At 56.2% G+C, this 23,399-nt stretch carries 21 protein-coding genes; 12 read left to right on the top strand and 9 right to left on the bottom strand.

Going from position 1 to position 23,399, the window contains the following annotated elements; genetic code table 11:
• The first annotated feature begins 104 nt into the window (after nt 1-104).
• The 8 genes from FVE67_RS08000 (at nt 105) to FVE67_RS07965 (ending at nt 7,137) form a co-directional block, all read left to right on the top strand.
• The gene (locus tag FVE67_RS08000; RefSeq protein WP_168720081.1) at nt 105-317 is read left to right on the top strand and encodes an HP1242/YdcH family protein; all 213 of its coding nucleotides are present in this window, start codon (nt 105-107) and stop codon (nt 315-317) included.
• A gap of 15 nt (nt 318-332) precedes the next feature.
• Nucleotides 333-2,039, top strand: a complete 1,707-nt coding sequence (gene ilvB / locus FVE67_RS07995; RefSeq protein ID WP_168720369.1) for a biosynthetic-type acetolactate synthase large subunit — start codon at nt 333-335, stop codon at nt 2,037-2,039.
• A 9-nt stretch (nt 2,040-2,048) separates the two neighbouring features.
• Nucleotides 2,049-2,546, top strand: coding sequence for an acetolactate synthase small subunit (gene ilvN / locus FVE67_RS07990; RefSeq protein WP_168720080.1), 498 nt, complete (start codon nt 2,049-2,051; stop codon nt 2,544-2,546).
• Nucleotides 2,547-2,623: 77 nt separating this feature from the next.
• A complete protein-coding gene (locus FVE67_RS07985) occupies nt 2,624-4,573 on the top strand; it encodes a transketolase (protein ID WP_168720079.1) in 1,950 nt (649 codons plus the stop codon).
• The gene (gene tatC / locus FVE67_RS07980; RefSeq protein ID WP_168720078.1) at nt 4,570-5,310 is read left to right on the top strand and encodes a twin-arginine translocase subunit TatC; all 741 of its coding nucleotides are present in this window, start codon (nt 4,570-4,572) and stop codon (nt 5,308-5,310) included. The genes FVE67_RS07985 and tatC overlap by 4 nt, the downstream gene beginning before the upstream one ends.
• Before the next feature lie 11 nt (nt 5,311-5,321).
• Entirely contained in the window at nt 5,322-5,525 is a 204-nt protein-coding gene (locus tag FVE67_RS07975; protein ID WP_168720077.1) for a twin-arginine translocase TatA/TatE family subunit, read from the top strand.
• Complete coding sequence (locus FVE67_RS07970) at nt 5,525-6,217, top strand: nucleotidyltransferase family protein (RefSeq protein ID WP_168720076.1); 693 nt, start codon at nt 5,525-5,527, stop codon at nt 6,215-6,217. The genes FVE67_RS07975 and FVE67_RS07970 overlap by 1 nt, the downstream gene beginning before the upstream one ends.
• Complete coding sequence (locus FVE67_RS07965) at nt 6,214-7,137, top strand: aminoglycoside phosphotransferase family protein (RefSeq protein WP_168720075.1); 924 nt, start codon at nt 6,214-6,216, stop codon at nt 7,135-7,137. The genes FVE67_RS07970 and FVE67_RS07965 overlap by 4 nt, the downstream gene beginning before the upstream one ends.
• A gap of 69 nt (nt 7,138-7,206) precedes the next feature.
• On the opposite strand, the gene FVE67_RS07960 is transcribed toward FVE67_RS07965, so the two are convergent.
• From FVE67_RS07960 to FVE67_RS07935, 6 genes are all read right to left on the bottom strand, one after another.
• Nucleotides 7,207-7,449: a dissimilatory sulfite reductase D family protein gene (locus tag FVE67_RS07960; protein WP_246167876.1), complete on the bottom strand. Its 243-nt coding sequence runs from the start codon at nt 7,447-7,449 to the stop codon at nt 7,207-7,209.
• Between the two features lie 57 nt (nt 7,450-7,506).
• Nucleotides 7,507-8,631: a dissimilatory-type sulfite reductase subunit beta gene (gene dsrB / locus FVE67_RS07955; protein WP_343036325.1), complete on the bottom strand. Its 1,125-nt coding sequence runs from the start codon at nt 8,629-8,631 to the stop codon at nt 7,507-7,509.
• A gap of 155 nt (nt 8,632-8,786) precedes the next feature.
• Complete coding sequence (gene dsrA / locus FVE67_RS07950; RefSeq protein WP_168720073.1) at nt 8,787-10,085, bottom strand: dissimilatory-type sulfite reductase subunit alpha; 1,299 nt, start codon at nt 10,083-10,085, stop codon at nt 8,787-8,789.
• A gap of 141 nt (nt 10,086-10,226) precedes the next feature.
• Nucleotides 10,227-12,242 (bottom strand): chemotaxis protein CheA, encoded by a 2,016-nt coding sequence (locus FVE67_RS07945; RefSeq protein WP_168720072.1) that lies wholly within the window; start codon nt 12,240-12,242, stop codon nt 10,227-10,229.
• Nucleotides 12,243-12,257: 15 nt separating this feature from the next.
• A complete protein-coding gene (locus FVE67_RS07940; protein ID WP_168720071.1) occupies nt 12,258-13,475 on the bottom strand; it encodes a response regulator in 1,218 nt (405 codons plus the stop codon).
• Nucleotides 13,447-14,511, bottom strand: a complete 1,065-nt coding sequence (locus FVE67_RS07935) for a response regulator (protein ID WP_168720070.1) — start codon at nt 14,509-14,511, stop codon at nt 13,447-13,449. Before FVE67_RS07935 ends, FVE67_RS07940 begins: the two co-directional genes overlap by 29 nt.
• A 74-nt stretch (nt 14,512-14,585) precedes the next feature.
• Here FVE67_RS07935 and FVE67_RS07930 point away from each other — a divergent pair, with 74 nt between their 5' ends.
• Genes FVE67_RS07930 through FVE67_RS07915 form a run of 4 tightly spaced genes read left to right on the top strand, consistent with a single transcriptional unit; the run spans nt 14,586 to nt 19,202 of the window.
• Complete coding sequence (locus FVE67_RS07930; protein ID WP_168720069.1) at nt 14,586-14,969, top strand: roadblock/LC7 domain-containing protein; 384 nt, start codon at nt 14,586-14,588, stop codon at nt 14,967-14,969.
• A complete protein-coding gene (locus tag FVE67_RS07925; RefSeq protein WP_168720068.1) occupies nt 14,970-15,584 on the top strand; it encodes a GTP-binding protein in 615 nt (204 codons plus the stop codon).
• A gap of 3 nt (nt 15,585-15,587) precedes the next feature.
• On the top strand, nt 15,588-16,895 hold the full coding sequence (locus FVE67_RS07920; protein ID WP_168720067.1) for a hypothetical protein: 1,308 nt from the start codon (nt 15,588-15,590) through the stop codon (nt 16,893-16,895).
• On the top strand, nt 16,896-19,202 hold the full coding sequence (locus FVE67_RS07915) for a Wzy polymerase domain-containing protein (RefSeq protein WP_168720066.1): 2,307 nt from the start codon (nt 16,896-16,898) through the stop codon (nt 19,200-19,202).
• Here FVE67_RS07915 and FVE67_RS07910 read toward each other — a convergent pair.
• Genes FVE67_RS07910 through FVE67_RS07900 form a run of 3 tightly spaced genes read right to left on the bottom strand, consistent with a single transcriptional unit; the run spans nt 19,199 to nt 23,396 of the window.
• Nucleotides 19,199-20,122, bottom strand: a complete 924-nt coding sequence (locus FVE67_RS07910) for a DUF4340 domain-containing protein (RefSeq protein ID WP_168720065.1) — start codon at nt 20,120-20,122, stop codon at nt 19,199-19,201. The two genes, FVE67_RS07915 and FVE67_RS07910, sit on opposite strands and share 4 nt — an antisense overlap.
• A complete protein-coding gene (locus tag FVE67_RS07905; RefSeq protein WP_168720064.1) occupies nt 20,119-22,494 on the bottom strand; it encodes a Gldg family protein in 2,376 nt (791 codons plus the stop codon). Before FVE67_RS07905 ends, FVE67_RS07910 begins: the two co-directional genes overlap by 4 nt.
• Complete coding sequence (locus tag FVE67_RS07900; RefSeq protein ID WP_210534588.1) at nt 22,491-23,396, bottom strand: ABC transporter ATP-binding protein; 906 nt, start codon at nt 23,394-23,396, stop codon at nt 22,491-22,493. Before FVE67_RS07900 ends, FVE67_RS07905 begins: the two co-directional genes overlap by 4 nt.
• Nucleotides 23,397-23,399 lie beyond the last annotated feature (3 nt).

The following is a 23,399-nucleotide window of genomic DNA, read 5'->3' as shown; positions in this document are numbered from 1 at the left end:
GGTTAGCTAGCATAGTTAGCGTGGAGAGATTTAAAGATCCCTCCTTTGAGATTTTTTTCACAATCCTTGACAACCCCCTCAAATCCCAATAAAAGGAGAGGCCTATGGACAAGGAACTTGTGAAACAGTATGCGGAAAGGCATCCGGAGATTCGGGAACTTTTTGAGCGGCATCAGGCCTTGGAGCGGGAGCTCGACGAGCTGGTGCGCAAGGCCTACCTCACTGCGGAAGAGGAAGTGCGCAAGAAGCAGATTCAGAAGGAAAAGCTGGCTCTTAAAGACCGGATTTACGAATTAATAAAACGCGAAGGGGGTTAAGCAGTGGGCAAAGAGATGACCGGGGCGCAGATGATCGTGGAGGCCCTGAAACGCGAAGGGGTAGAGGTGATCTTTGGTTATCCCGGAGGGGCGGTGATCGATATCTACGATGAGCTCTACCGCACCCCGGAGATCAAGCACGTCCTGGTCCGCCACGAACAGGGTGCGGCGCATGCCGCCGATGGCTACGCCCGTTCCACCGGGAAAGTGGGGGTGTGCCTGGTGACCTCCGGCCCCGGGGCCACCAACACCGTAACCGGCATCGCCACGGCCTATATGGACTCCATCCCGGTGGTCATCCTCACCGGTCAGGTGCCTACCAAGCTTATCGGAAACGACGCCTTTCAAGAGGTGGATATCACCGGAATCACCCGTCCCTGCACCAAGCATAATTTTCTAGTCAAGCGCACCGAGGACCTTCCCCGTATCTTGCGGGCGGCCTTTCACATCGCCCGCACCGGGCGCCCCGGTCCGGTCCTGGTGGACCTTCCTAAGGATGTCCAGCAGGGCAAAGCGGAGTTCTACTGGCCGGAGGAGATCCGGCTCCGAAGCTACCAGCCGGTCTATGACCCTCATCCCCGTCAGGTGGAAAAGGCTTACCGGCTGCTTGAAAGTTGTACCCGACCGGTGGTCCTGGTAGGAGGGGGGGTAATCTCCTCCGGGGCCCACGAAGAGGTGCGGGAGCTAGCCGAACGCCTCCACCTTCCGGTGACCATGACCCTTATGGGGCTTGGGGGTTTTCCGGGAAGTCATCCCCAGTCCCTAGGAATGCTCGGCATGCACGGTACCTACTACGCCAACATGGCCGTGGCCAACAGCGACCTCATCCTGGCCGTGGGAGCCCGTTTTGACGATCGGGTCACCGGTAAGGTGGACGCCTTTGCCCCTATGGCCAAGATCATCCATATCGACATCGATCCCACCTCTATCCAGAAAAATGTCCGGGTGGATGTACCCATCGTGGGAGACTGCAAACGGTCTCTAGAAAAACTCCTTGAGATCGTAAAAGAGGTGGCCCGCCCGGAAAAGATCTGGCGCGAACAGTTCAAGGAGTGGTGGGAACAGATCGAGATCTGGAAAAAGCGTTATCCCCTCTCTTACAAACAGGAGGGCGAGTACATCAAACCGCAATTCGTGATCGAAAAGCTCTATGAGCTTACCCGGGACAAGGCCCAGAGCGGGGAGATCATTATCTCCACCGAGGTAGGTCAGAATCAGATGTGGACGGCCCAATTTTACAAATTTGACCGCCCCCGAACCCTCATCACCTCCGGGGGACTGGGGACCATGGGTTTTGGCTTTCCGGCAGCCATCGGGGCCCAGATGGGCCATCCCGGAAAACTGGTGGTAGACATCGCTGGAGACGGCTCCATCCAGATGAACATCCAGGAGATGGCCACAGCTATGGAGCAGGGCCTTCCGGTTAAGGTAATCATCCTCAACAACGGCTATCTGGGCATGGTCCGCCAGTGGCAGGAACTTTTTTACGAAAGGAGATATTCGGCGGTCAAATTCCAGGTCATCCCCGACTTCGTGAAATTGGCCGAGGCTTACGGGGCCCTGGGTCTGCGGGCCACCCGGCCGGAAGAGGTGGAACCCGTTTTAAAACAGGCCTTGGAAAGCGACCGTCTCACCCTGGTGGATATCCATATTGCCCCTGAGGAAGGGGTCTTCCCCATGGTGCCCGCCGGAAGGGCTACCACGGAAATGATTTTGGTTTAGGAGGCGGCGATGTCTGAGAGAAAACACACCCTTTCGGTGCTGGTGGAAAATACTCCCGGGGCTCTGGCGCGTATCGCCGGCCTTTTCAGTGGGCGCGGCTTCAATATCGACAGCCTCTGCGTGGCCGAGACCCTGGATCCCACCCTCTCCCATCTCACCCTGGTGACCACCGGGGACGACCTCATTATTGAACAGATCATCAAGCAGCTGCGCCGGCTAGTCGATGTCTACAAAGTGGTGGACGTCACCGAGGAGGGGGAATTCGTGGAGCGGGAGATGGCCCTTATCAAGGTGCGGGCCGAAAAGGAGACCCGGGCTGAAGTGCTCCGTATGTGCGATATCTTCCGGTGCAAGGTGGTAGATGTGAGTCCTCGTACTTACACCATCGAGGTTACCGGACCTCAGAGCAAACTCCAGGCGGTCATCGAGCTCCTCAAACCCATCGGCATCAAAGAAATCGTACGCACCGGCGTAATCGCTATGCGCCGGGAAAAGAAAAACCCTTAAATCCAGGGGCTCCTCCTCTTGCAAACTTCCACCAAGAGGTTATAGGTCTCTAGTCGATTCCAACGGGAGGGCCCCTGATGCGCAAACTGAATCCCGAAGTCCTGGAACTTTCGGCCGAGGAACGGCAATGGTTTGAGGAGGCCTTTCGGCGTTGTGCCCGGCGGGTGTTACTGGCCACCACCCTGGCTGGCTCCGGACACCCGGGAGGCTCCCTTTCGACCCTGCCTTCTCTTCTCATGGTCTATGCCCTGGCCCGGGTGAATCCGGAGAATCCGCGGGATCCGGAGCGCGACCGGGTAGTGATAAGCCACGGGCATATCAGCCCCGGGGTCTACAGTGTGCTGGCCGAATACGGGTTTTTCCCTGAGGAACCCTTTCTTCTGGAATTCCGGCGGGCGGGCTCGGCCTTTGCCGGACACGTGGAGCAAGCCGTTCCCGGAGTGGAATGGAACACCGGAAACCTAGGGCAGGGGCTTTCTGCGGCCTGCGGCATGGCCCGGGCCGCCAAGCTCAAGGGGAAAGCCTTTCGGGTCTTCTGCCTCATGGGCGATGGCGAGCAACAGAAGGGTCAGGTGATTGAAGCCCGACGTTGGGCCGTAAAGTTCGGGCTTAACAATCTCTGTGTGATCGTAGATGTGAACGGTCTCCAGATCGGCGGAGACACCTATCAGGTCATGCCCCAGGATCTGGCCGCGGAGATCGAGGCCACCGGCTGGAATGTGCTCGAGGTCAACGGTCACGATTTCGAGGCCCTCTATCGGTCCCTGCGGAATTTTCTCACGGGGGAGGTCCCCCGGTCGGATCGGCCCACGGCCATCTTGGCCCGCACGGTCATGGGGCACGGGGTCTCCTTCATGGAGAACGACGCCCGCTGGCACGGCATGCCTCTTCCGCCGGACCTCTGTCGTCAAGCCCTGGCAGAACTGGGGTTTGACCCCGAGGAACTGGATCAGTGGCAGGAAAGGCGGAAAAATCACCCGGTCTCCTTTCCTCATCAATCTCACGATCCGGAGCCGGTGGAAATCGATCCCGGAGAACCCCTTCTCTACGGGCCGGAGGTTAAGACCGACTGCCGCTCGGCCTACGGTAAGGCCCTTCTTTCTCTGGCCGAAAGGAACAACCTCCCCGGTCGTCCTCCAAAGATCTTAGGGCTCACCTGTGATCTTGAGGGCTCGGTCAAAATGACCGCCTTCCGGAAACATTCTCCGGCGGCCTTTCACGAATCCGGCATCCAAGAGCATCACACCGCGGCGGTCTCCGGGGCCCTTTCCCGGGAGGGCTTTCTAGTCTTCTTTTCTACCTTCGGGGTCTTCGCCGTGGACGAAGTCTACAACCAGTTGCGTCTTAACGTCCTCAACCGCACGGCCCTCAAGATCGTGAGCACCCATCTGGGAGCGGATGTAGGGGAGGACGGTCCCACCCACCAATGTGTGGATTATCTGGGGCTTCTTTTGAGTCTCAAGGATTTTGAAATCTATCTTCCGGCAGATCCCAACCAAACCGATCGGATCGTCCGTTTCGCGGCTACCCGTCCGGGAAATGTCTTTGTGGGCATGGGGCGTTCCAAGGTTCCGGTGATCCTGGACGAAGAGGGGCGCCCCTTTTTCGGCCCCGATTACCGTTTTGAACCCGGTCAGGGCGACTGGATTCGCCAGGGAGAACACGGGACCTTTGTGACTTACGGGACCATGGTCTCCCGATGTCTGGCCGCCCGGGAGATCCTTTCCCAGAGAGGTCTTTCGGTAGGGGTCCTCAACCTGGCCTCGGTCAGACCCTTCCCGCGCGAAGATCTCTTGCGGGCCGCGGAGATCGGGCCCATCCTAATAGCCGAGGATCACCTGGTGGAGACCGGTCTTGGGGCCCGATGTGCTCAGGAGTTGGCCTTGGCGGGAAAGGCGGTCCGCTTGCGCCTCCGGGGTTGGGAAGAATATCCCTCTTCGGGAAAACCCGATGAACTTTTCGCCCGGGCCGGATTGGACCCGGAAAGCCTAGCCCGAGAAATGGAGGCTTTGATACGGAGCGCGTGATCCAGAAGAGCCCGGAAGAAGACCAGAACCTTCCCTTAACCGCCCATCTGGTTGAACTCCGGGAGAGGCTTCTAAAGAGCCTGGTGGCCTGGATGGCGGCCTCGGCCCTTTCCTATTGGAAGCTTGAACCTCTTTTGCGCTTTCTTCTTAAGCCCCTCCGGGCCGCTCTTCCTCCCGAAGGCAAGATCATGTTCATCGCTTATCAGGAGGCCTTTTTTACCTATCTCAAGATCGCGCTGGTCTTCGGGGCCCTCTGGGCCAGCCCTTATATCCTCTATCAGGCTTGGGCCTTCGTGGCCCCAGGGCTTTACCCCCACGAAAAACGCTTCGCCCGCCCCTTGATCCTGGCCTCCTGTGTGGCCTTTCTGGGAGGGGCCGCCTTTGCCTATTTTCTGGTCTTTCCCCGGGCCTTTCCCTTCCTGGCCCGTTTCGGGGGGGAGCTCCTGGAGTTTAAACCGGTGTTCCGGGACTATGTAAGTTTTGCTTTGAGGATGCTCGTGGTCTTCGGGCTCTGTTTTGAAGTCCCGGTGGCCCTAGCCGTGGCCGGAAAACTCGGGGTGGTAAAGGCCCGGACCCTATCTCGGGCCAGACCCTACGCCATCGTAGGGGCCTTTGTGGTGGCCGCCATCCTTACCCCCACCCCGGATGTGGTCAACCAGCTCTTCCTGGCCCTGCCCCTGGTCTTCCTTTACGAGGCCAGCATCCTTGTGGTATGGTTATTGGAGCCCAGAGCGTAAAGGAGGTCGCCATGTTTGGACTCGGCACGCAGGAACTCCTAATCATTCTTTTCATCGCCTTTCTTCTCTTCGGGGCTAAGCGCCTTCCCGAGATCGGGGCCGGCCTAGGCAAGGGCATTCGTTCCTTCAAGCAGGCCTTGCATGAGGCCGATGTAAAGGAAACCGTAGAAAAACTGGAAACCCCTCAAGAGGAGACTCGGGCGCAGAGCGCCTGATGCGGGCCTTTGTGCTCTGTGCCGGACGTGGCGAGCGCCTGCGCCCCCTTACGGATCACCTTCCCAAACCCCTCTTGCACCTGAAAGGCCGTCCTTTTCTGGAGATCACCCTAGCGCGCCTCCTTGAGGAAGGGTTCACTACTGTAGGACTCAATACCTGGCATCTCCGAAACGAAATCCTAGCCTTTGCCGAGGGATTTTCGGCCACTCATCCGGAAATCACCCTGGAAGTCTTTGAGGAACCTGAACTCTTGGGGACCTGCGGGGCCCTGCGCTATGCCGCCGCCTTTTTTACCGAACCCACTTTAGTTATAAACGGCGACATCCTCACCAACTTTCCCCTGCGGGTGGTCTACGAGGCCTTCTTGCGCCGCGGGGGCCCTTGCCTTATGTTCTGTCACCGCCGGCCAGGGTTGAACCGGATAAGAATCCAGGAGGAAAGGGTGGTAGGTTTTGGAGAGGATCACCCGGAGGGTTTTGCCTATACCGGCATCCAGGTGGTCTCCCCAGAATGGGTTGCTGCGCTCCCGGAAGAAAGGGACTTAGTGCCGGCCTACCAAAAACTCATCCAGAAAGGGCTTCTCCCTCAGGCGCTAGTGGCCACAGGTTTTTACTGGCGAGACCTCGGTACCCCGGAAAGTTTCCGGGAATTGCTCTCGGAGATCCGGAAAGGAAAACACCCCTTCCTATGAATTTAGAAGCCCTTCGGGAAAGGCTCCGTTCCTGGTGGGGGCTTGTCGTCCAGAGGATCGAGCCTCTGCCCGGGGACGGCTCCGCGAGGACCTTTTTGCGCCTCCATCTTCAAGACCGCGAAAGCCTCATCCTCATCCTTCCTCAGCCTGGAGACTTTGGCCTCCGCGAGGCCCGGAGCTATTTTCTTCTAGGGCGCTTCCTCTGGAGCCACGGAATCCCGGTCCCGGAAATTTTGGCCTATCAAGAGCCAGAAGGGGTCCTCCTGGTGGAAGACCTGGGAAAGGTGCGCCTCTGGGAACACCCGGAAAGAAACCACTTTTATCCGCAGGCCCTAGAGATCCTGGTTGCTTTGCAGGAGCTGGCCCCTTGGTTCCCCAAGGAGGCGATCCTCGAAACCCCCTTTTACGATGCCCGACTTATTTGGGAAAGAGAGATCCTCTACTTTGAGACCTGGTATCTTCAGAGATATCGAGGCCGCAGGTGGCTTCCGGAAGAGAGGGCCCGCTGGCAAGCCTTCCTTAATGAGGCCCTTTTTCATTTCACCGATACCGTGGTTCTTCACCGGGACTTTCAGTCCCGCAACCTTATGATCAAAGGGGGACGGCTTTATCTAATCGACTTTCAGGCTGCCCGCCTCGGCCCTCCTTCCTACGATCTGGCCTCTCTCCTTTACGACCCTTATGTAGAAGACCTTCCCCGGAAAAGGCTTCTCGAGATATATCTCCGACTAAGCGGCCGCGACCGAGAGACCCTTTTTTCGGAAATGCACTACACGCGCGTCTTTCGACTCCTGCAGGCCTTGGGAGCCTTTGTAAAACTCAGCTGCTCCGGGAAACCGGGCTTTAAAGAATATATTCCTCGGGCGGAAAAAAGGCTCTGGAAAGTCCTCTCCGAGGACCTGAAAGAAACCCTCCCTTAGGATAGCCTAAAAACACAAAAGGGGGGACCATTCCCCCCTCAAAATAAAAAGCACGAAAAATGGCAGGGTTTAGTCCTTCTGTTCTACCGGCTGGCCTTTTCCAGGGATACCGAACATTACCGTAGAGCCGGTGGAGAAGTACTCCAGCTTTCCTTCTCTTACCAGCTCGTTGGCCGCATTTTTGATCTCCCGGGGAGAGGCCTCAGGAATGGCCCGCTGAAGGTCCTTGAGATAAATCTTGGATTTGGCCCCGGACTTCTTTTCCATAAATTCCATAATCTTCTTTTTGAGTTCCTCTTTATCCATAGCCATCTCGTAGTCCCTCCTTTCTCAAAATTGGGGAGGGGCTGAGCCCCTCCCCTTTTCTCCTTACATGGGCTCCACGTGGCTGGTGAACTTAAAGTGGAGCGAGGTGCGATAGGTGTCGTAGGCCAGACGGTAGTCGTCAATGCTCTTTTCGGTGAAGGGAATCTCGCAGAGTTCAAAGAAGCGCTCCCAGCCAATCCGTTCGGCCCACTCACCCAGCCGCTCGTACTTCCGGGCGTGCTGCGCATAGGTCTCCAGGATCTTCTTGACCCACTTCACGGTAGTGGGCCAGCGCGGAGGCTCATTGGGGATGTAGGGGATCACCAGCTTGGAGAACTTGGGCGGGGAGATCCGGTTGGAGATCTTTCCGCCCACCAGGATGGCGATCCCGTCGCCCTCACCATCGGCCAGGGGCATGGCCGGGCACATAGTATAGCAGTTCCCGCAGAACATGCAGCGGTCCACATTGACCCGCACCGTCTTCTTCTTCTTGCCTTCGATCTCCACCGTGGCGGGCTTAATAGCCCCCAAGGGACAGGCCGCCACCACCAAAGGAATCTCGCACACATGCTCCAGACGATCGTCTTCTACTAGCGGGGGCTTCCGGTGAATGCCCAGGATGGCGATGTCCGAACAGTGCACCGCCCCGCACATGTTCAGACAGCAGGCCAGAGCGATCCGCACCTGAGCCGGAAGCTTGTGGCTTCCGAAGTAGTCGAAAAGCTCGTCCATCACCGCCTTGACCACCCCGGAGGCGTCAATGGCCGGAGTATGGCAGTGCACCCAACCCTGGGTGTGCACGATGTTGGTTACCGAAGCCCCGGTGCCACCCACCGGGAACTTATAAGAACCGTTGGGGAACTTCCGGCCCTTGAGGTCGTCCAGAAGGGCCCGGAGCTTTTCCTCATCGGTTACGTGGAACTCGATGTTGTTTCGGGTGGTCCAGCGTACATAACCGTCACAGTACTTGTCCGCGATCTCGCAGACCTCCCGCACCAGATCCGTGGTGATAAGTCGGGCACAGCCCACGCGCACCGCATAGACCACATCCCCGGTCTCGCTGGTGTATTTGATAACCCCGGGCTGGACAATCTCGTGGCTTTTCCACTTCCCGTAGTTCTTCTTAATTACCGGAGGGAAGAACTGGGCATAGTGCGGGGGACCAATATCCGTAATCCGGTTTTCCATGGGCTTCTGGGGGTTAAAAAGCTTTTCCGCAAGCTCCGGATCGTAAGGCTTGCTGTAAATCTCATCCAGCTGCGTGTTTTGAATTTCCTCATAAATCTTATCAGACATCTCCAACCTCCTTCATTCTAATTTTTTAAAACTTGCTAGACACCCGCTTAGGCCGGGTGACGCTTACGGAACTCGGCCACATCGCGCTGCCAGCCGCCTTCCACCTCTTCTTCCTTCCAGAAGACATAAGGGTTGGAGCGCGGCTCACGGACGTGCTGCGGAATGGGCTTAAGCCCCAGGACATCCACGATAAAGCGGTTGAGCCCCACCCGCTGGATGAGCTCGCCCAGACGCTCCCGGTTCTTACCATTTTCCATCCAGAAATCCCAGGTCTTCTCGATGAGCTCCTTGAGATTGTCGTAAGGAGGCTCAAGCCGCATGAAAGGCACAATCACTGTGGAAAGCTGAGCCCCCTCCAGAATTGGAGCCTTAGCCCCCATAAGAATGGTAGCCCCGGTATCCGTCCCCGGACGCAGGGCCTCGGGCATTACGTTGATGCAGTGCATGCAGCGGTTGCACTCCTTGTTATTGATGTAAAGCTTCTTTTCCTTCTCGTCCCAGTACATGCACTGGGTGGGACAGAGGTCGATGACCTCCTTCTGAATGTCAAAGGGACCCCAGTCGCGATCGGAGTGGGCCCCGGCATTGGGCTTAAGTTCTCCACCCACATAGGCCCTTACGGCCTCCTGATCAATGCGGATGTCGTCGATCCAGGTCCCGATGATGGAAAGGTCGGCCCGGGCGATGGCCGCCACACAGTCGTTGGGACAACCGGAGATCTTGAACTTGAACTTGTAAGGAAAGGCCGGCCGGTGCAGCTCGTCCTGATAAGTCATGGTGAGATCGTAGGTCAGGGCCTGGGTATCGATACAGCTCCACTCACAGCGGGCCTTCCCCACGCAGCAAGAAGGCGTCCGCAGGTTGGATCCGGACCCTCCCAGGTCCATGTTCATCTGATGGGTAAGATCGTAGAAGATGGGCTCCAGTTGCTCGGTCACCGTACCGAGAAGAACCAGGTCCCCCGTGGAACCGTGGGTGTTAAGCATCCCGCTTCCCCGATGATCCCACATGTCGCAAAGCTTGCGCAGGGCCGAGGAATGGTACCACTTAGAGGCCGGCTGATTCACACGAATGGTGTGAAAGGCCCAGATAGCCGGAAATTTGTCCTGCTGGTCGGAATAGCGTCCGATCACTCCTCCGCCATAGCCGAAAACCCCCACGATACCGCCGTGCTTCCAGTGGGTCTCCTTGTGCTTGTAGGAGAGCTCGAGCTGGCCCATCAGGTCAAAGCAGGCCTGTTTCTGGTGCTTCTCCGCATAGCTATAAATGTCATCTACGAAACTCGGCCACGGACCACTCTTTAATTCATCCACCATAGGTGTGTCATGTTTCTTAATGTCGGCCATCATTCCCTCCTTCCTATGAACAGATTTTTTAACACTTCTAGGGTAGCTTGAGGCTATCGATTATCCCCTCAAATGTCAAGGAAAATTTTGGGAGGTTAGAGGGCATTAAAGGAAAAAAACCTATTAAAGGATAGCCTTCCCTTAATTATTGGCCTCGTGAAAGCCGGAAGAAGAGATCTTAATCCCGCGCTTTAAAAAAACCTCTAAAGCCTCTTGACTTCGATGATCTAAAGCATAGGCTACCCCACCTCCTGCAAGAAGGGCCAACCCGAAAAAGGGCCCCATAGCTCGGAGACTCTCTGGAAAGGGACGGAGAGAGGCCTCCTGTTGCCCCAGAATCTGGGGGACGGCCAGGGCCCAAAGCGGACGACCGGCCATAAGAAGGAGATAAAAAAGGGGACGCTCAAGGAGCCTCTCCTCTAGAAGAAGAACCCTTACGGATTCTCCCCTATGATTGTAGATGACGCCTCCTTCAGTTTGGGAAAGAAGGGCTGGAGAGACGCGTTTGACTTCGGAGAGGGCATAAAAAGGAATAGCCCAGAGATTCTGCCCTACCCTCAGGAGAAGCACGCGGTTAACCGCTGCCGAAAGGGGTAAATGTAGAATTACCTGCGTCCCCTGTCCCCTTTCGGAGACCAACTCTACAAAGCCCCGCAGGGCTTCCACCTTCTTCTTAACGATGTCCAGTCCGAAACCCCGTCCGGAAAGGGCGTCGGCCTCCCCTTTGGTGGAAAATCCGGGCTGAAAGAGGACTTCTTCCAAACGCTCCCAAGAAAGGCCCTTCTCCCGGGCCCGGCTTTCTACTTCTTCCCAGGCTATACCTCGTCCGTCATCGGCCACCACAATCTTGAGCCAGCCCTCCTCGCTTTCAAAGGCTACCCGCAGGCGCCCTTTACGGGATTTTCCCACGGCCTCCCTTTCTTGCGGCGTCTCCAGGCCGTGGTCAAAGGCGTTTCGCAGAAGATGCACCAGGACCGGCCAGATTTCCTGCAAAAGCACCCGATCCACCCGGAGATCGTGTCCTTCAAAGAGAAGTTCGGCCTCTTTTCCGGTAGATTTCACCAGGTCCCGAAAGAGTCTTTCCACCCGAGGGGAAAGAATATCTACCGGAACCAGCTTGAGCCCCCTTACTTCCTCCTCGAGGCTTCGGGAAACGGACGAAAAACCCAAAAGGGCATCTTCCATCTGCAGACGCAAATCCCGGGGGAGATAATCCTGGGCCTCTTGGAGGACCTCCTGCAGGCGATACCCCACCATGCGCAGCTCATCCACCAAAGAAGAAACCCGAGAGACCCTCTCAACCTCTACCCGCAAGAGTGGTTCCGGAAGACGTTCCTCTAACCGGGGCTCTGGAGGGGGCGCCGGTCTTTCCTCCGGGAAAGAAGGTTCCTCCCTCGAGGGCTCCTCCGCCTTTTCTTCCTCCTCGAAAAGGCCCTCCTTAGGGGCATAGCTTTCGGTTACCTGAGAAAGGGCCTCGATCTCTGAAGAGAGTTCCCCTAAAAATTCTTCAATTTCTGAAGGAATTTCCTTTTGAGGGGAGAATTTTTCCAATATTTTACCATATTTTCTAAGCTGTGTTTCTTTTCCTTCTACGGAAAGTTCGGCCTCTTTTTCCAGGACCTCCAGAAACTCCACCCAATCTTCCAGATTGAGGTAGCGGGCCGAGTTCCGGATCCTTTCGAGATCCTCCTTGAGTTTCGGAAGCTGAGAGGGCTCAGGATTTTCCACGAAGAATCTGATAGAAGGGAGCTTTTCTTCTAAAAGTTCCATAAAGGCCCGGTAGAGATCTTCGTCTTCCTTCCGAAGTTCCTCAAGAGCCTTTTGAAGGCTTTCAAAATGGATTTCCTCTTCTCCCGGAAGCTCTCCCCTTTCCTCAAGCTCCAGAAGAAGGGCCTTGATCTTGTCTAAGTGAGAGAAAAGATCTTCCCGGCCCTCCTCTCCGGGCTTTTCCAGTTTTTCTTCTATCTGATGGGCCAGATCCGCAATCACTTGATAGCCCATATAGGCCGAAATGCCTTTGAGGTTGTGGGCGGCCCGCAGGGCCTCCTGCCGAGCGGCCTCTTCCTCTGGAGTCTTTTCCAGTTCCAAAAGGAGCTTCTCCAGTTCGTTGAGATATTGGAAGGCCTCAGCCAGATATTCTTTAAGGTATTCCGACATGGCTCGTCTTCTCTGCTATCCTCGAGCGTCCTTAAAAGATTCCACACTTTCCAGGGCCTCAAAAGAGGCCGGAAGATCGGGGGCGGGGGCCGTCCGGGGATCGCGAATTTTTACCCTGAAAGAAGGAACCTCCTCCAATTCCAGCCTCCGGGTGCCGGAAAAGACTTCTACCTCTAGCGGAAGATCTGCCGACCAGAGGGCCTCTGGAGAAGCCTCTACCGGGTCAAGGACTGGTCCCCGACGCAGGGCCGGAAAGGGGCGAGAGAGGTAAAGTCCTCCGGCCAAAAGAATGGTGGTCGCTCGGGGAAAGTGGACCGGCCAAGGGACTCGTCCCTGAAGCACCCTGGCCAACCCCTCCAGGGCCTCAGGACAGCCATCCAGCACCCAGATCAGGGCCTCTTCGGCCAAGAAGGGGCGATGGGAAAGATACTCTAGGACCTCCCCCATGCCTCCCAGACCACTTAGAATCACGGTCAAACGGCTGGGCCTTTCCTGCGAAGCCCTCTCCAGAGGCCTCTCTTTCCAGAGATATCTCCGAAGGCGTTCCACCTTCACCCGGCTAGCCTCCTTAAGGAGAGAGGCCAAATGTTCCCTTTGTCCGGGACCTTTGAGACAGAAGGCCGCAGCCCCCAGGGCCAAAAGAGAGAGGGCTTCCTCCCCCAGGGTGGAGCTGGTCAAAACCACCGGGGCCGGGCTCTTGACCATGAGATATTTGAAGGCCTTAGAGCCCGAAAGGCCCGGAAGGTGAAGATCGAGTAAAATTACATCCGGGTGATATTCCGCGGCCGCCCAGAGGGCCTCCTCCCCATTGGAAAGCACTTCTAAGAGGTGGAGATCCGGGGAGGTCTCGATAATTTCAGCCAGAGTCCGGGCCGCAAGCGGCGAATCTTCCACCAAGAGCACCGAGAGGGCCCCCTCTCGGCCCTTTTCGCTGTGATAGGTGGCCGCCTCCATAAGGAGGGCCTCAACCGTATATTCCGAAGGTCCAGGATCAACGGGTTGGGGAGAAAATTCCATCTCTCCCTCTTTCCAAGAGAGGAGCTCAAAGACGGCCTCTTTACCCTCTCCTTGAGGGGCCCGGGCCTCTACAATACGCCCTTGATAAAGAGAGATTTGCCCCTCTCCTTGGGGTCCAACAACCCGCAGGACCCCCGTTTGTCCGGAAAGCCCTAAAGCCTGAAGGAGGGCCTCCACCCCCAGGGTCTCAAGCCTGCCCTTTAAGTGCTGAGACATCCCTTTCCCCCCTCTCCGGCCACTTAGAAAGGAGCTGACCCGCGGTCTCCAGAGAGACCTCGGGATATCTTCCACCCTCCGCAAAAAAGATAGGTCCTTCCGGGTAAAGACATATCTTTCGATGGAGGACGATCACTTTCCCTCCCGCAGCCTGCACCTCCGCTACCCCTAGTTTCCCCTTCTCCAAGCGCCCGGAACCCACAATAACCATTACTCTGGGGCCCAGAAGGGTAACCGCCTCCAGAATAAAAGCATCCAGAGCCTCTTCTCCCGAAACATTCCGAGGCCTTTCACTCTTTTTGACTATCAAGCGCCCCTCATGATCTTCTTCCAATTTCAACCATTTATCGGTGCTTGTAAGATAAAGAAACCCTTCCCGAAGAACCTCTCCAGAAACCAAGGCCTTGACCGGAAGGGCACACTCGGCAGCCAGGTATTCGGCAAAGGCCTCCACCAGAGCCTCAGGGAGATCCAGATACCACACCTGAGGGGCCCGGACCTCCTCCACAAAACTCAAAAGACGCAGAAGAAGGGTGTACATCCCCTCTTTGCCCAGCCCGACGATTAAACTTCGAGCGGGACGAGCCTCGGCCAGGGGCCTCTTCTTAAGGCTTTTCCGGGTGATAAAACGAATGGCCGATAGATCCACCGCCGAGACCCGACGGAGCTTGTCCTGGAGCACCTTTTCAAAGGTTCCTCCGGCTTCCCAAAGCCCTCCCGGCTTGGTTAGAAAGTCTAAAGCTCCGTAACGCAAAGCCTCGAAGGCGGTTTTGGAACCCTCCTTGGTAAGGGCACTTACCATCAGGACCGGCATGGGCCTCCTTACCATGAGCTTCTTGAGCAAACTAAGACCGTCCATGGCCGGCATATTCACGTCCAAAGTACAAAGGTCTGGCTCCAGCTTTTCTATAAGGTTCAGGGCCTCCACCCCGTTGGCCGCTTTGCCAACCGGAAGAAAATCCGGGAAGGAAATAATGGCCTTTTCAAGGATCCGACAGATAAGAGGAGAATCATCTATGATCAAAACCTTTTTCATCTTCCATTTTGAATCTTGATTTTTTCCCATTATGCATATTATCCTAGTCCTTGTCAAACTAAGGAGGCTTAAAGATGGGCGCTCTAATTTTAACGCCCGAAAAGGTAACCCGCCTAGAAAAACTTTTGGAAGATTATCTTATTTCCGCAGGGGTAAGTCTGGCCCTCCTCATCGATGAGGCAGGAAACATTCTGGTCTCTCAGGGAAGTAGCCGAGAGGTGGATACCACGGCCTTGGCGGCCCTGGCCGCGGCCAACTTTGGGGCCACCAACCAGATTGCCAAAATCTTAGGAGAGGAGGACTTCTCCATCCTTTACCACAAGGGGAAGAAAGACAATATCCATCTAAGTAAGATCCGGGAGGACCTTATCCTGGTGACGGTCTTTACCGACGAGGTCCCCCTGGGCTTGGTGAGGCTTAAGGTAAGCCAGTTGGCCAAGGAGCTGGAGAAGGTCTAAATGGCCCTTATAGACCTCAAAAAGCGAGAAATTTACTGTAAGATCGTCTACTATGGTCCGGGAAGGTCCGGGAAGACCACCAACCTTCTCTACATTTATAATGCCCTGCCCGACAAGTTCAAAGGTAAGCTCCTGACCATTGAGACCAAGGGAGAAAGAACGCTTTTCTTTGATCTTTTGCCTCTAAGCCTCGGGAAAATCAAAGACCTAGATATTCGCCTCCAACTTTACACCGTGCCCGGCCAGGCCATCTATAAGCCGGCCCGCAAGGTGGTCCTCAAGGGAGCCGATGGTGTAGTTTTTGTGGCTGATAGTCTCCGTATCCGACGGGAAAAAAACAAAGAAAGCCTCCAAGACCTCAAGGAACACCTTATGGAATGGAATATGGATATTCACGAGATTCCGCTGGTCTTTCAATATAACAAACGGGATCTGGGAGAGATGGGTATCCCTATCCTTTCTATTGACGAGCTTCAAGCAGACCTTAACGCCGAGCTTCAGGCCCCTTACTTCGAGGCTATAGCTCCCAAAGGGGTAGGGGTTTTTGAGACCCTAAAAACCATCAGTAAAATGAGTGTAAGGTACATCGCCGAAAAATACCTCAAACAGGGGTAATCTATGGCCGAAAAAGACAAAATAACTGAAGAACTGGAACAAGAGGTGGAAAAGGCCCTAGAGAGCATTTTTAGCGCCGCCAAAAAGACCGAGCTAAAAGAGGAAGAAATTGAAGGTTATTCCCTCTTGGAACCCATAGTAGAAGGAGAGGAGGCCCTCAAAAAAGAATTCGAAGAGCTGATAGGAGAAATCCTCACCATCGAATGGGAAATCATTCCGGAGATTACGGAAAAGGCCTACCAAAAGTGTCAAAAACTGCGTGCGGCTGAACTGGATCGTACCAACCAAAAGCTCCTAGAATTTCTGGAAAAAATCCTGGAAGAAATCCGCTCTCCGGAAAAGATAGAGGCTCTTCATCTGGATCTCCTCAAGAAGACCGGAAGCCTTCTTTATCAGTACAACTTTGAAGGCCTGGCCCAAGAAAAAGTCCTTCATGAGCTCAAAGAATTGGAAAAAACCCTGGAAAAAGAAAAAGAAGAATTGAAACTCGAACTAGAAGTGGAAACCGAAGAAAAACCGCTTCCAGAAATCTCGGAGACTCCGCAAGAGGTCCTTCACGTGGAAGACCATCCCCCTCTTAGTCCGGAGGTCGAACCCATCCCTGAACCTCCTCGACCTTCAGCTCCGCCCCCTAAAAGAAAAGAGATGCCGGAGGATCATCTTCTCCAGCAACTTCTACGCACCTATGAAAGGCTGGTAGCCATAGAGGCCCTCCTAAAACAGGGAGCGCTTAAGGGCTCGCGCAAACTCCTTCTCAAGGCCCAAAAAGAAATTCGGGAAATTCTAGGGGAGAAATATCAGGAAGAACTAGAGCGTCGGGAAAGGGAAATCTTGGCCTTTCTTGAGAAACAGGAAAAAGAAAAGGTCCCGGCCCTGGAAAGGGCCCTTTGGTGCCGGACCCTTTCTCGGGAACTCCTCATTCCTCTTGAGGAGGTGGCTTTTTACGGGGAAATTCAGGATCACTGGCGCAAATCCCTGAGTGAAGGCCTTTTTCCTTTAAAACTTCTTAAAGGGCGGGGGCTTTTCAGCCGTTGGTTCGGAAAGATCCGTCCCAAGCTCCAAGGAGAACTGGCCCAAAAGCCGGAAAAAGAACTCGAGGGGCTTACCTTCAAGACCAACAAACTCCTCACCACCGAGACCAAGCTGGTCCTTCTCTGGAAGGAGGGCCAGGGCTTGGCTCTTCTGGCAAACGATTATAAAATTATTCAAGTAGATCCCAACATAGAATGGTTGCCGGCCAATCCGCCCTTTTTGGGAAGGGCCTTAATGAATGGGACGGAGATTTATATCTTTTCGGTAACGCGCCTATAAATGAACGAGGATCTGCGTAGTTACATTGAGAACCGTCTCAAAGAGGCGGAACTTTACGCCAAGCAGGGTCTGGTGGACGAGGCCCTAGAAGTCTATCGGGATCTGCGTAACCTGGTCTCCGAGGAAGAAAACGGCCTTAAACAGGAGATTCAGAAAAGGATCTTCGAACTGGAGGCCTTTAAGGGGGTGGTCTCGGAAGAAGAAACCCCGCAAGACTCCTTTGAAGAGAGACTCAAAAAGGCCCTCATCCTCAAAGAAGGAGCCTTTTATCAACAGGCCATAAGGCTCCTTGAGGACCTGGCTCAGGAAAATCCTAACCCGGAAGTCTATCGGCATCTGGCAGAGTGTCTTGCGGCCTTGGGACAACACGAAAAGGCGGCCAATTGTCTAAAACAGGCTCTACGGCACTTCCCCTTGAGCCCTGAAAATCGCCTGGAATTCGTGGAACTTCAGAAAAAACTGGCTGAAGAGCTGGAAAAGGCCTATGAATTCGAGCAGGCCTTGCTGGTCTATCAAAAATTGAAGGAAGAACTCCTGGGAGAAGAAAAGGTTCAGGCAGAAGAAAAGATCGCCTTCCTTCAGGAACTGGTCCAGGGAGCGGCCCAACTCAAATTCCTTTTTAAGGAAAAGATCCTTACCCCCTCCATCGGTAAAGAAGCCCTGGAGATTGCCCGGGAGACCGGAAGCAGTGTAGAAAGCGTCCTTATCGAAAAATTCGGGATTTCCAAGGATCTCATCGGTCAGGCCCTTTCGCGCTTCTACAATTGTCCGTTCTGGGAGTTTAAAGAAGACCTTCTTTTGGGAAAGCCCCAGTGTCTGGAGGGTGTAAAAGAAAGTTTTCTGCGACAACTTCTCGTGGCTCCCCTGGCCAAAGATGACGGGCGTCTGGCCCTGGTAATGGCCAATCCCTTCGATCTAGGGGCCATAGAGCAGGCTAAAAAGATCCTCCAGGTCAAAGAATTTGAGATTATGGTGGCTATCCGGGAAGATATCCTGAAGCTGTTAGATTACTACTACGGAAAGCTCGAATACTTCGAGGCCCCGGAGCTAGAAATTCTTCCTGAAGAAGAACCGGTGGAAGAGGAGGAAGAGCTTCCCGAAGACCAGGAAAGCGTTGTGGTCCAGTTTGCCAACTATGTGCTGGAGGAGGCCTACAACCGGGGGGCCTCGGATATCCATATTGAGAGCCTCACCGGAAAACGTGGGGCCCAGATCCGCTTCCGTATCGACGGGGAATGCATCCCCTTTCAGACTGTACCCTACCACATGAAGCGCCCCTTGATCTCCCGTTACAAGATCATGGCCGGTCTGGATATTGCGGAAAAGCGCCTCCCCCAAGACGGAAAGATCAAGTTTCGCACCCGCACCGGCAAGGTCTTTGAGGTCCGGGTGGCCACCATTCCCACCATCGAAAACAATGAGGATGTAGTCATGCGTATCCTGGGCGGGGTCCAGGCCCGAACCCTGGAAGAGATCGGCCTGCGCCCTGAAGTCCTGGAGCAGTTTCGGCGTATCCTGGAGATGCCCTACGGGCTCATCCTGGTCGTAGGGCCTACCGGCTCCGGTAAAACCACTACTCTGCACGCGGCCCTGCATTACATCAATCGGCCCAGCAAGAAGATCTGGACCGCAGAAGACCCGGTGGAAATTGTCCAGGAGGGCCTGCGTCAGGTTCAGGTCCACCACAAGATCGGCCTGACCTTCGCCCGGGTCTTACGGGCCTTTCTGCGGGCCGACCCGGACGTGATCATGATCGGAGAGACCCGAGACGAAGAGACGGCCCACGCCCTTATCGAAGCCTCCCTTACCGGACACCTGGTCTTTTCCACCCTACACACCAATAGCGCCCCGGAGACCGTAACCCGACTCCTGGGTATGGGTATTGACCCTTACAACTTTGCTGACGCCTTACTGGGCATCCTGGCCCAACGCCTGGCCAAGCGTCTTTGTCCGGACTGCAAAGAGCCCTTTACCCCTACCGAAAAGGAGATTGAAGAGCTCATTTTCGAATACGGGAACCATCCCCTCCGGCCTTTAACCGAAGAGGACATCCGTCAGGCCACTCTCTATCGGCCGGTAGGTTGCCACCGTTGCAACCAGACCGGTTACCGAGGACGGGTGGCCATACACGAACTCCTCACCCCCAATGACGAACTGCGGGAACTTATCGTCAAGGCCGCCCCGGTGCACGAAATTCGGGAGGCGGCCCTGCGCAACGGAATGTTCACCCTGAAACAGGACGGGATCCTTAAGGTCCTTACCGGAGAGACGGACCTCAAGCAGGTCCGGGCCGTCTGCGTACGCTAAAAGAGCGTTTCGATTTTTTTCCAGTCCTCAGCCTTTACCCGGAAAAGATAAGGCCCCCGGCGCACAAAAACCACTTTTCCGGAAGGGGCCACCTGCAATTCCTCTTCCCGCAGAGAGGTTTTTACCACCAGGCGAAAGCGTGGAGGGATCTTCTTTGGGGGCACCACCTCCTCCGCGAAAAGAGGAAAGACCTCGCGCAGCCGTTTTTCCACCTCCTTGGCGGCGAGTTTGCGGGTCTCTTTTCCTCTTTGCCAGACAAACCCTTCTTCTTCGCGCTGGAGACGAAAGACCTCCTTCCCTTCCCGGTAAAGGACCAGGGACTCCAGCCCTGAAGGCGCCGGGGAAAGCACGGTAAGGTCCACCCAAGGGTCAAGCTTAGGGGGCTGCGGGGCCTCCTTCCAAATCTCAAAGCGAGCCAGAAGGTTTTCCGGGGAGAGATAGATGACCTCGGAGCCCTCCAGACGGAAAAAGGTGCTTTCCCAGTAAGGTCCGCGTTTGCCGAGCAGAAGGGAAAAAAGTTTTCGTCCTTCCCGTAGGCCTTCGAGATGGAGGGCTGTTTCCGGGGTAAGAGCCACCCGCGCAAAATAATCCCTCCCCTCCATGCGTCTTTCCCCGGAAAGTTCGGCGAGATCCTTAAGGAGGTCCCGGACCAGTCCCTCCTTGGCCGGCCGCGGAAACCCCTTTCCTTCAAGAGGGAGAACCTCCCAGCGTCCGTCTCCAAAGATCAGCCGAAAGCCTTGCCTCCTCTCCTTCCCGAACCAGACCCGTACCTCGTCGGCCCGGGACCAGTCCGGCTGCCCCACCCGCACAAAAACCCTCCCTTTGAGGGCCTCCGGGCGCTCGGCCCGCTGAGCGATCACGTACATGAGGACCAGGAGGAGAAGGAGGCCGGAGAGGAAAAATAGATTTCGCGGACTCATGTCCGGCCTCCCATAGATCTTTCCCGACTCCGACGCCGGTACCAGAAAAAGACCCCTCCCCAAAGGGCCCAGAAAAGGGACGGAACTCCTAAAGAGAAAAGACGCCAGAAGAGCTTCTCCCCGGTCGCCACCTCCCGAATATAGCGCACCGGCCGCAGGCGGGCTCTGAGGGCCAAAAGATCTCCGGAAAGCCCCAGGGCCTCCGAAAGATTGGCCAGGAAGAGGGCGTTGTCGAAGATCTCAATAAGGCCGTCGGCAAACATGGCCCCGGAGCCCACCACTACCAGCTTTCCCGGTTTGGCGACTTCCCCGGACTTTTGCCGGGAAGGATCCCCCTTCCCTTTAGAAGACTTTTTGCCCGGCCAGGGCGGGGCCTTTCCCCCAAAAGGTAGCGGAAACTTCCCTTCGACCAGGGCGGCCAGGAGATACCTCTGACGCTTGGCCGGAGGGCGAAAGTCCTCCTCGGAGAAGGCCCCGAGCTCCACCTTCTCCGTCCAGGCCTTAGGAGAAGAATAAAAGAGGGGGAGGAGTCGGAGTCCTTCCTCTTTCAGACGCGCCCTTTCCACCTTCAAGGGGCTCCCCCAGAGGAAAAGCAGAGCATCCAGACCGTGGGTCACCGGGAGCCGACGATTCATCTGGGAAGAGAGGACCTGGACCTGCATGGGAAAGTTCACCGGAACGTGCACCAGGGCCCGAAAGATTCCCAGTTCCCGTTCCTGGGAGACGGCCATGGTCACCCGCTGCTCGTCGCAGAGGATGGCCTTCTTGAGGACCAAACCATACTCCTCAAGGAGCTTGTTTACGGAAAGGTCTTCCGCAAGGGGGGTGGCCAAGATGCGGCCGTCCGGGGCCGAGTGATAGGAAAAACGGGCCGCCGAGGCCGCAAGAAGCACCGCCCCTCCCCGATGCAGAAAGCGGCCGATCTCAAAGAGCTGCCGGTCATTAAGCTTTCCCGGAGAGAAGATCACCAGAAGACGGGCCTTTTTCGGAAGGGGATTTTCCCGGGTGAGGGGAGTGCCCTTGACCTCAAAGCCCAGCTCTTCAAGGATCCTCCGGGCCGTCTCATAGGTAGGCCTTCCGAAGGCCCCGGGAGGTTCGAAAATGGCGACCACCGGTTTTTCCTTGAGCGTGAGCTTGTAAATGCGGGAGACCAGATCGTACTCCAGGGTGGAAAGGGAGTCCGGAACCACCTGGGGGATGACCTCTTCGGGCTGGTCGAGATAGGAAAGAGCCAGGGCGCTATAGACCCGACGGAGACTCACCCGATCCCGCTCTACGGTCTGCACCGCAAAGGGTTCGATGCCTCGATCCCGGAGTTTGCGGGCCAGATCCGGATCGCGCTCCGGGTCCACCACGGCGTACCTCACCCGGGGGTTTACCGCCTGCAATTCCTCAAGCAGGGCCCGTACCTCCTGAGAGAGATTGCGCATCATCGGAGGAAGTTTTTCCCGGGCCGAGACGTAATAGGTAATCCGTAAGGGGCCCTCAAGCCGGGCCAGCACTTTACGGGTTACCGGAGAAAGGGTGTAGAGCTTTTCTTCGGTGAGATCCAGCCGGGGAAGGCGCACCTCTGAAAGAAGGGCTCCGGCAAAAAGACCGCACAGAAGGAGAAGAAGGACCGTGGGCGCAAGAAGGGGGCGCCGGGCATAACGCAGGTAATAGGCCACGGTGAAATGGTTGAGGAGGAGAAAAATCCCCACATAGACCAGGAAAAAGAGGACTCCGGAAAGGGGGACCACCCCTTTGAAAAAGGGGGCCAGATGGGGACCCAATCCCAGGGCCTCCCGCAGAAAACCCCCCACCCCGGGAAGCCAGGACTCCAGCGAGGAAGACACCAGATCCGTTCCCAGGAGATAGGCCCCAAGGCCAGCCACCGCTGTGACCACAAAGGCGGCGATCTGTTCGGTGAAGAGTCCGGAGACGAACTGCCCCAGGGCCACATAGAAGGCCAGAAGGAGAAGGATCCCCAGATAACCTGCAACCAGGGCCCCTCCGTCCGGATCCCCCAGAAGGGAAAGCATCAGGGGCAGGACCAGAGTGCCGGCCAGAACCACCGTCCCGAAGACCAAGGCCCCTAGAAACTTTCCCAGCACGGTATAGGCCGGAGAGAAGGGAAAACTCAGGAGGAGACCCAGGGTTTCCCCCCGGCGTTCCTCGGCCCAGAGACGCATGGTAAGGGCGGACACAAAGACCAGAAGGAGAAGGGGCAAGAGCTCAAAGAGGGCCCGCAGATCGCAGACCCGAGCCAGAAAGAAGGTGTTAAGATAGAGGCCGTTGGCCACCAGGAGGAAGGCCACGGCGAAGATGTAGGCCAGAGGGGAGCGAAAATATCCCCAAAACTCCTTCTTAAAGACCACCCAGAGCGGCCTCAAGCTCCACCTCCCACCAGACGCAGGAAAAGTTCCTCGAGAGATAGCCTTTCCGGATAAAGGGCCCGCACCGCAACCCCCTTCTCACAGAGGGTCCGAAAAAGATCCTCTCCCTGAAAGACCACTCGATAGCTCTCCTCCCCCACCCTCTCAGACTCCAGCACCCCGGGAATGCTTCCCCAGTCCGGGGCCGCTCCCTCCACCTCCACCCGGAAGACCGGCCGGGGAAAGACCCGCCGATAGATCTCTTCCCGGGTTCCGGAGGCCACTTCCTTTCCCTGATTGAGGATAAGGACCCGATCGGCCAGGGCCTCCACCTCCTGCAGGATGTGCGAGGAAAAGATCACCGCCTTTTCCCTAGAAAGTTCCCGGATCAGACTCCGCATTTCCTTGATTTGTAAAGGATCAAGTCCGGTGGTGGGCTCGTCCAGGATGAGAATGGGGGGATCGTGGATCAGGGCCTGGGCCAGCCCTACCCTCTGACGATATCCCTTGGAAAGCTCCCCCAGGGGCTGGCGCCACACCCCGGAAAGTCCGCAGGCCTCCACCACCCAGGAGGTCCTTTCCTGAAGGCGCCTTCCGGAAAGGCCCCGGGCCTCTCCCACAAAATGGAGATATTCCCGGACTTCCATGTCCAAATAAAGCGGTGGGGTTTCCGGAAGATAACCGAAAAAGGCTCGCACCTTTTCGGGATGGGCCTTGGCGTCCTCCCCGTTCAGATAGACCTCTCCCCGGGTGGGGACGATCTGGGTGGAAAGGATGCGCAGAATGGTGGTCTTTCCCGCTCCGTTAGGCCCGAGAAGGCCCAGGATCTCCCCCAGGGCCACCTCCAGAGAGACCCCTTCCACCGCCCGGAGCGTTCCATAGCACATGGTAAGCTCTCGGGCTCGGACCAGGGTCGCCATCCC

The organism is Thermosulfurimonas marina (assembly GCF_012317585.1).
Classification (GTDB): Bacteria; Desulfobacterota; Thermodesulfobacteria; order Thermodesulfobacteriales; family Thermodesulfobacteriaceae; genus Thermosulfurimonas_A; species Thermosulfurimonas_A marina.
The sequence above is the reverse complement of the archived record's forward strand: the minus strand, read 5'-3'. Positions and strand labels throughout refer to the sequence as shown.

Bases quoted from the DNA above. Each gene is read 5' to 3' on its own strand.
- FVE67_RS08000 (WP_168720081.1), top strand. From the start codon at position 105: ATGGACAAGGAACTTGTGAAACAGTATGCGGAAAGGCATCCGGAGATT.
- ilvB (WP_168720369.1), top strand. From the start codon at position 333: ATGACCGGGGCGCAGATGATCGTGGAGGCCCTGAAACGCGAAGGGGTA.
- ilvN (WP_168720080.1), top strand. From the start codon at position 2,049: ATGTCTGAGAGAAAACACACCCTTTCGGTGCTGGTGGAAAATACTCCC.
- FVE67_RS07985 (WP_168720079.1), top strand. From the start codon at position 2,624: ATGCGCAAACTGAATCCCGAAGTCCTGGAACTTTCGGCCGAGGAACGG.
- FVE67_RS07975 (WP_168720077.1), top strand. From the start codon at position 5,322: ATGTTTGGACTCGGCACGCAGGAACTCCTAATCATTCTTTTCATCGCC.
- FVE67_RS07970 (WP_168720076.1), top strand. From the start codon at position 5,525: ATGCGGGCCTTTGTGCTCTGTGCCGGACGTGGCGAGCGCCTGCGCCCC.
- FVE67_RS07965 (WP_168720075.1), top strand. From the start codon at position 6,214: ATGAATTTAGAAGCCCTTCGGGAAAGGCTCCGTTCCTGGTGGGGGCTT.
- FVE67_RS07960 (WP_246167876.1), bottom strand. From the start codon at position 7,449: ATGGCTATGGATAAAGAGGAACTCAAAAAGAAGATTATGGAATTTATG.
- dsrB (WP_343036325.1), bottom strand. From the start codon at position 8,631: ATGGAAAACCGGATTACGGATATTGGTCCCCCGCACTATGCCCAGTTC.
- dsrA (WP_168720073.1), bottom strand. From the start codon at position 10,085: ATGGCCGACATTAAGAAACATGACACACCTATGGTGGATGAATTAAAG.
- FVE67_RS07945 (WP_168720072.1), bottom strand. From the start codon at position 12,242: ATGTCGGAATACCTTAAAGAATATCTGGCTGAGGCCTTCCAATATCTC.
- FVE67_RS07940 (WP_168720071.1), bottom strand. From the start codon at position 13,475: ATGTCTCAGCACTTAAAGGGCAGGCTTGAGACCCTGGGGGTGGAGGCC.
- FVE67_RS07935 (WP_168720070.1), bottom strand. From the start codon at position 14,511: ATGAAAAAGGTTTTGATCATAGATGATTCTCCTCTTATCTGTCGGATC.
- FVE67_RS07930 (WP_168720069.1), top strand. From the start codon at position 14,586: ATGGGCGCTCTAATTTTAACGCCCGAAAAGGTAACCCGCCTAGAAAAA.
- FVE67_RS07925 (WP_168720068.1), top strand. From the start codon at position 14,970: ATGGCCCTTATAGACCTCAAAAAGCGAGAAATTTACTGTAAGATCGTC.
- FVE67_RS07920 (WP_168720067.1), top strand. From the start codon at position 15,588: ATGGCCGAAAAAGACAAAATAACTGAAGAACTGGAACAAGAGGTGGAA.
- FVE67_RS07915 (WP_168720066.1), top strand. From the start codon at position 16,896: ATGAACGAGGATCTGCGTAGTTACATTGAGAACCGTCTCAAAGAGGCG.
- FVE67_RS07910 (WP_168720065.1), bottom strand. From the start codon at position 20,122: ATGAGTCCGCGAAATCTATTTTTCCTCTCCGGCCTCCTTCTCCTCCTG.
- FVE67_RS07900 (WP_210534588.1), bottom strand. From the start codon at position 23,396: ATGGCGACCCTGGTCCGAGCCCGAGAGCTTACCATGTGCTATGGAACG.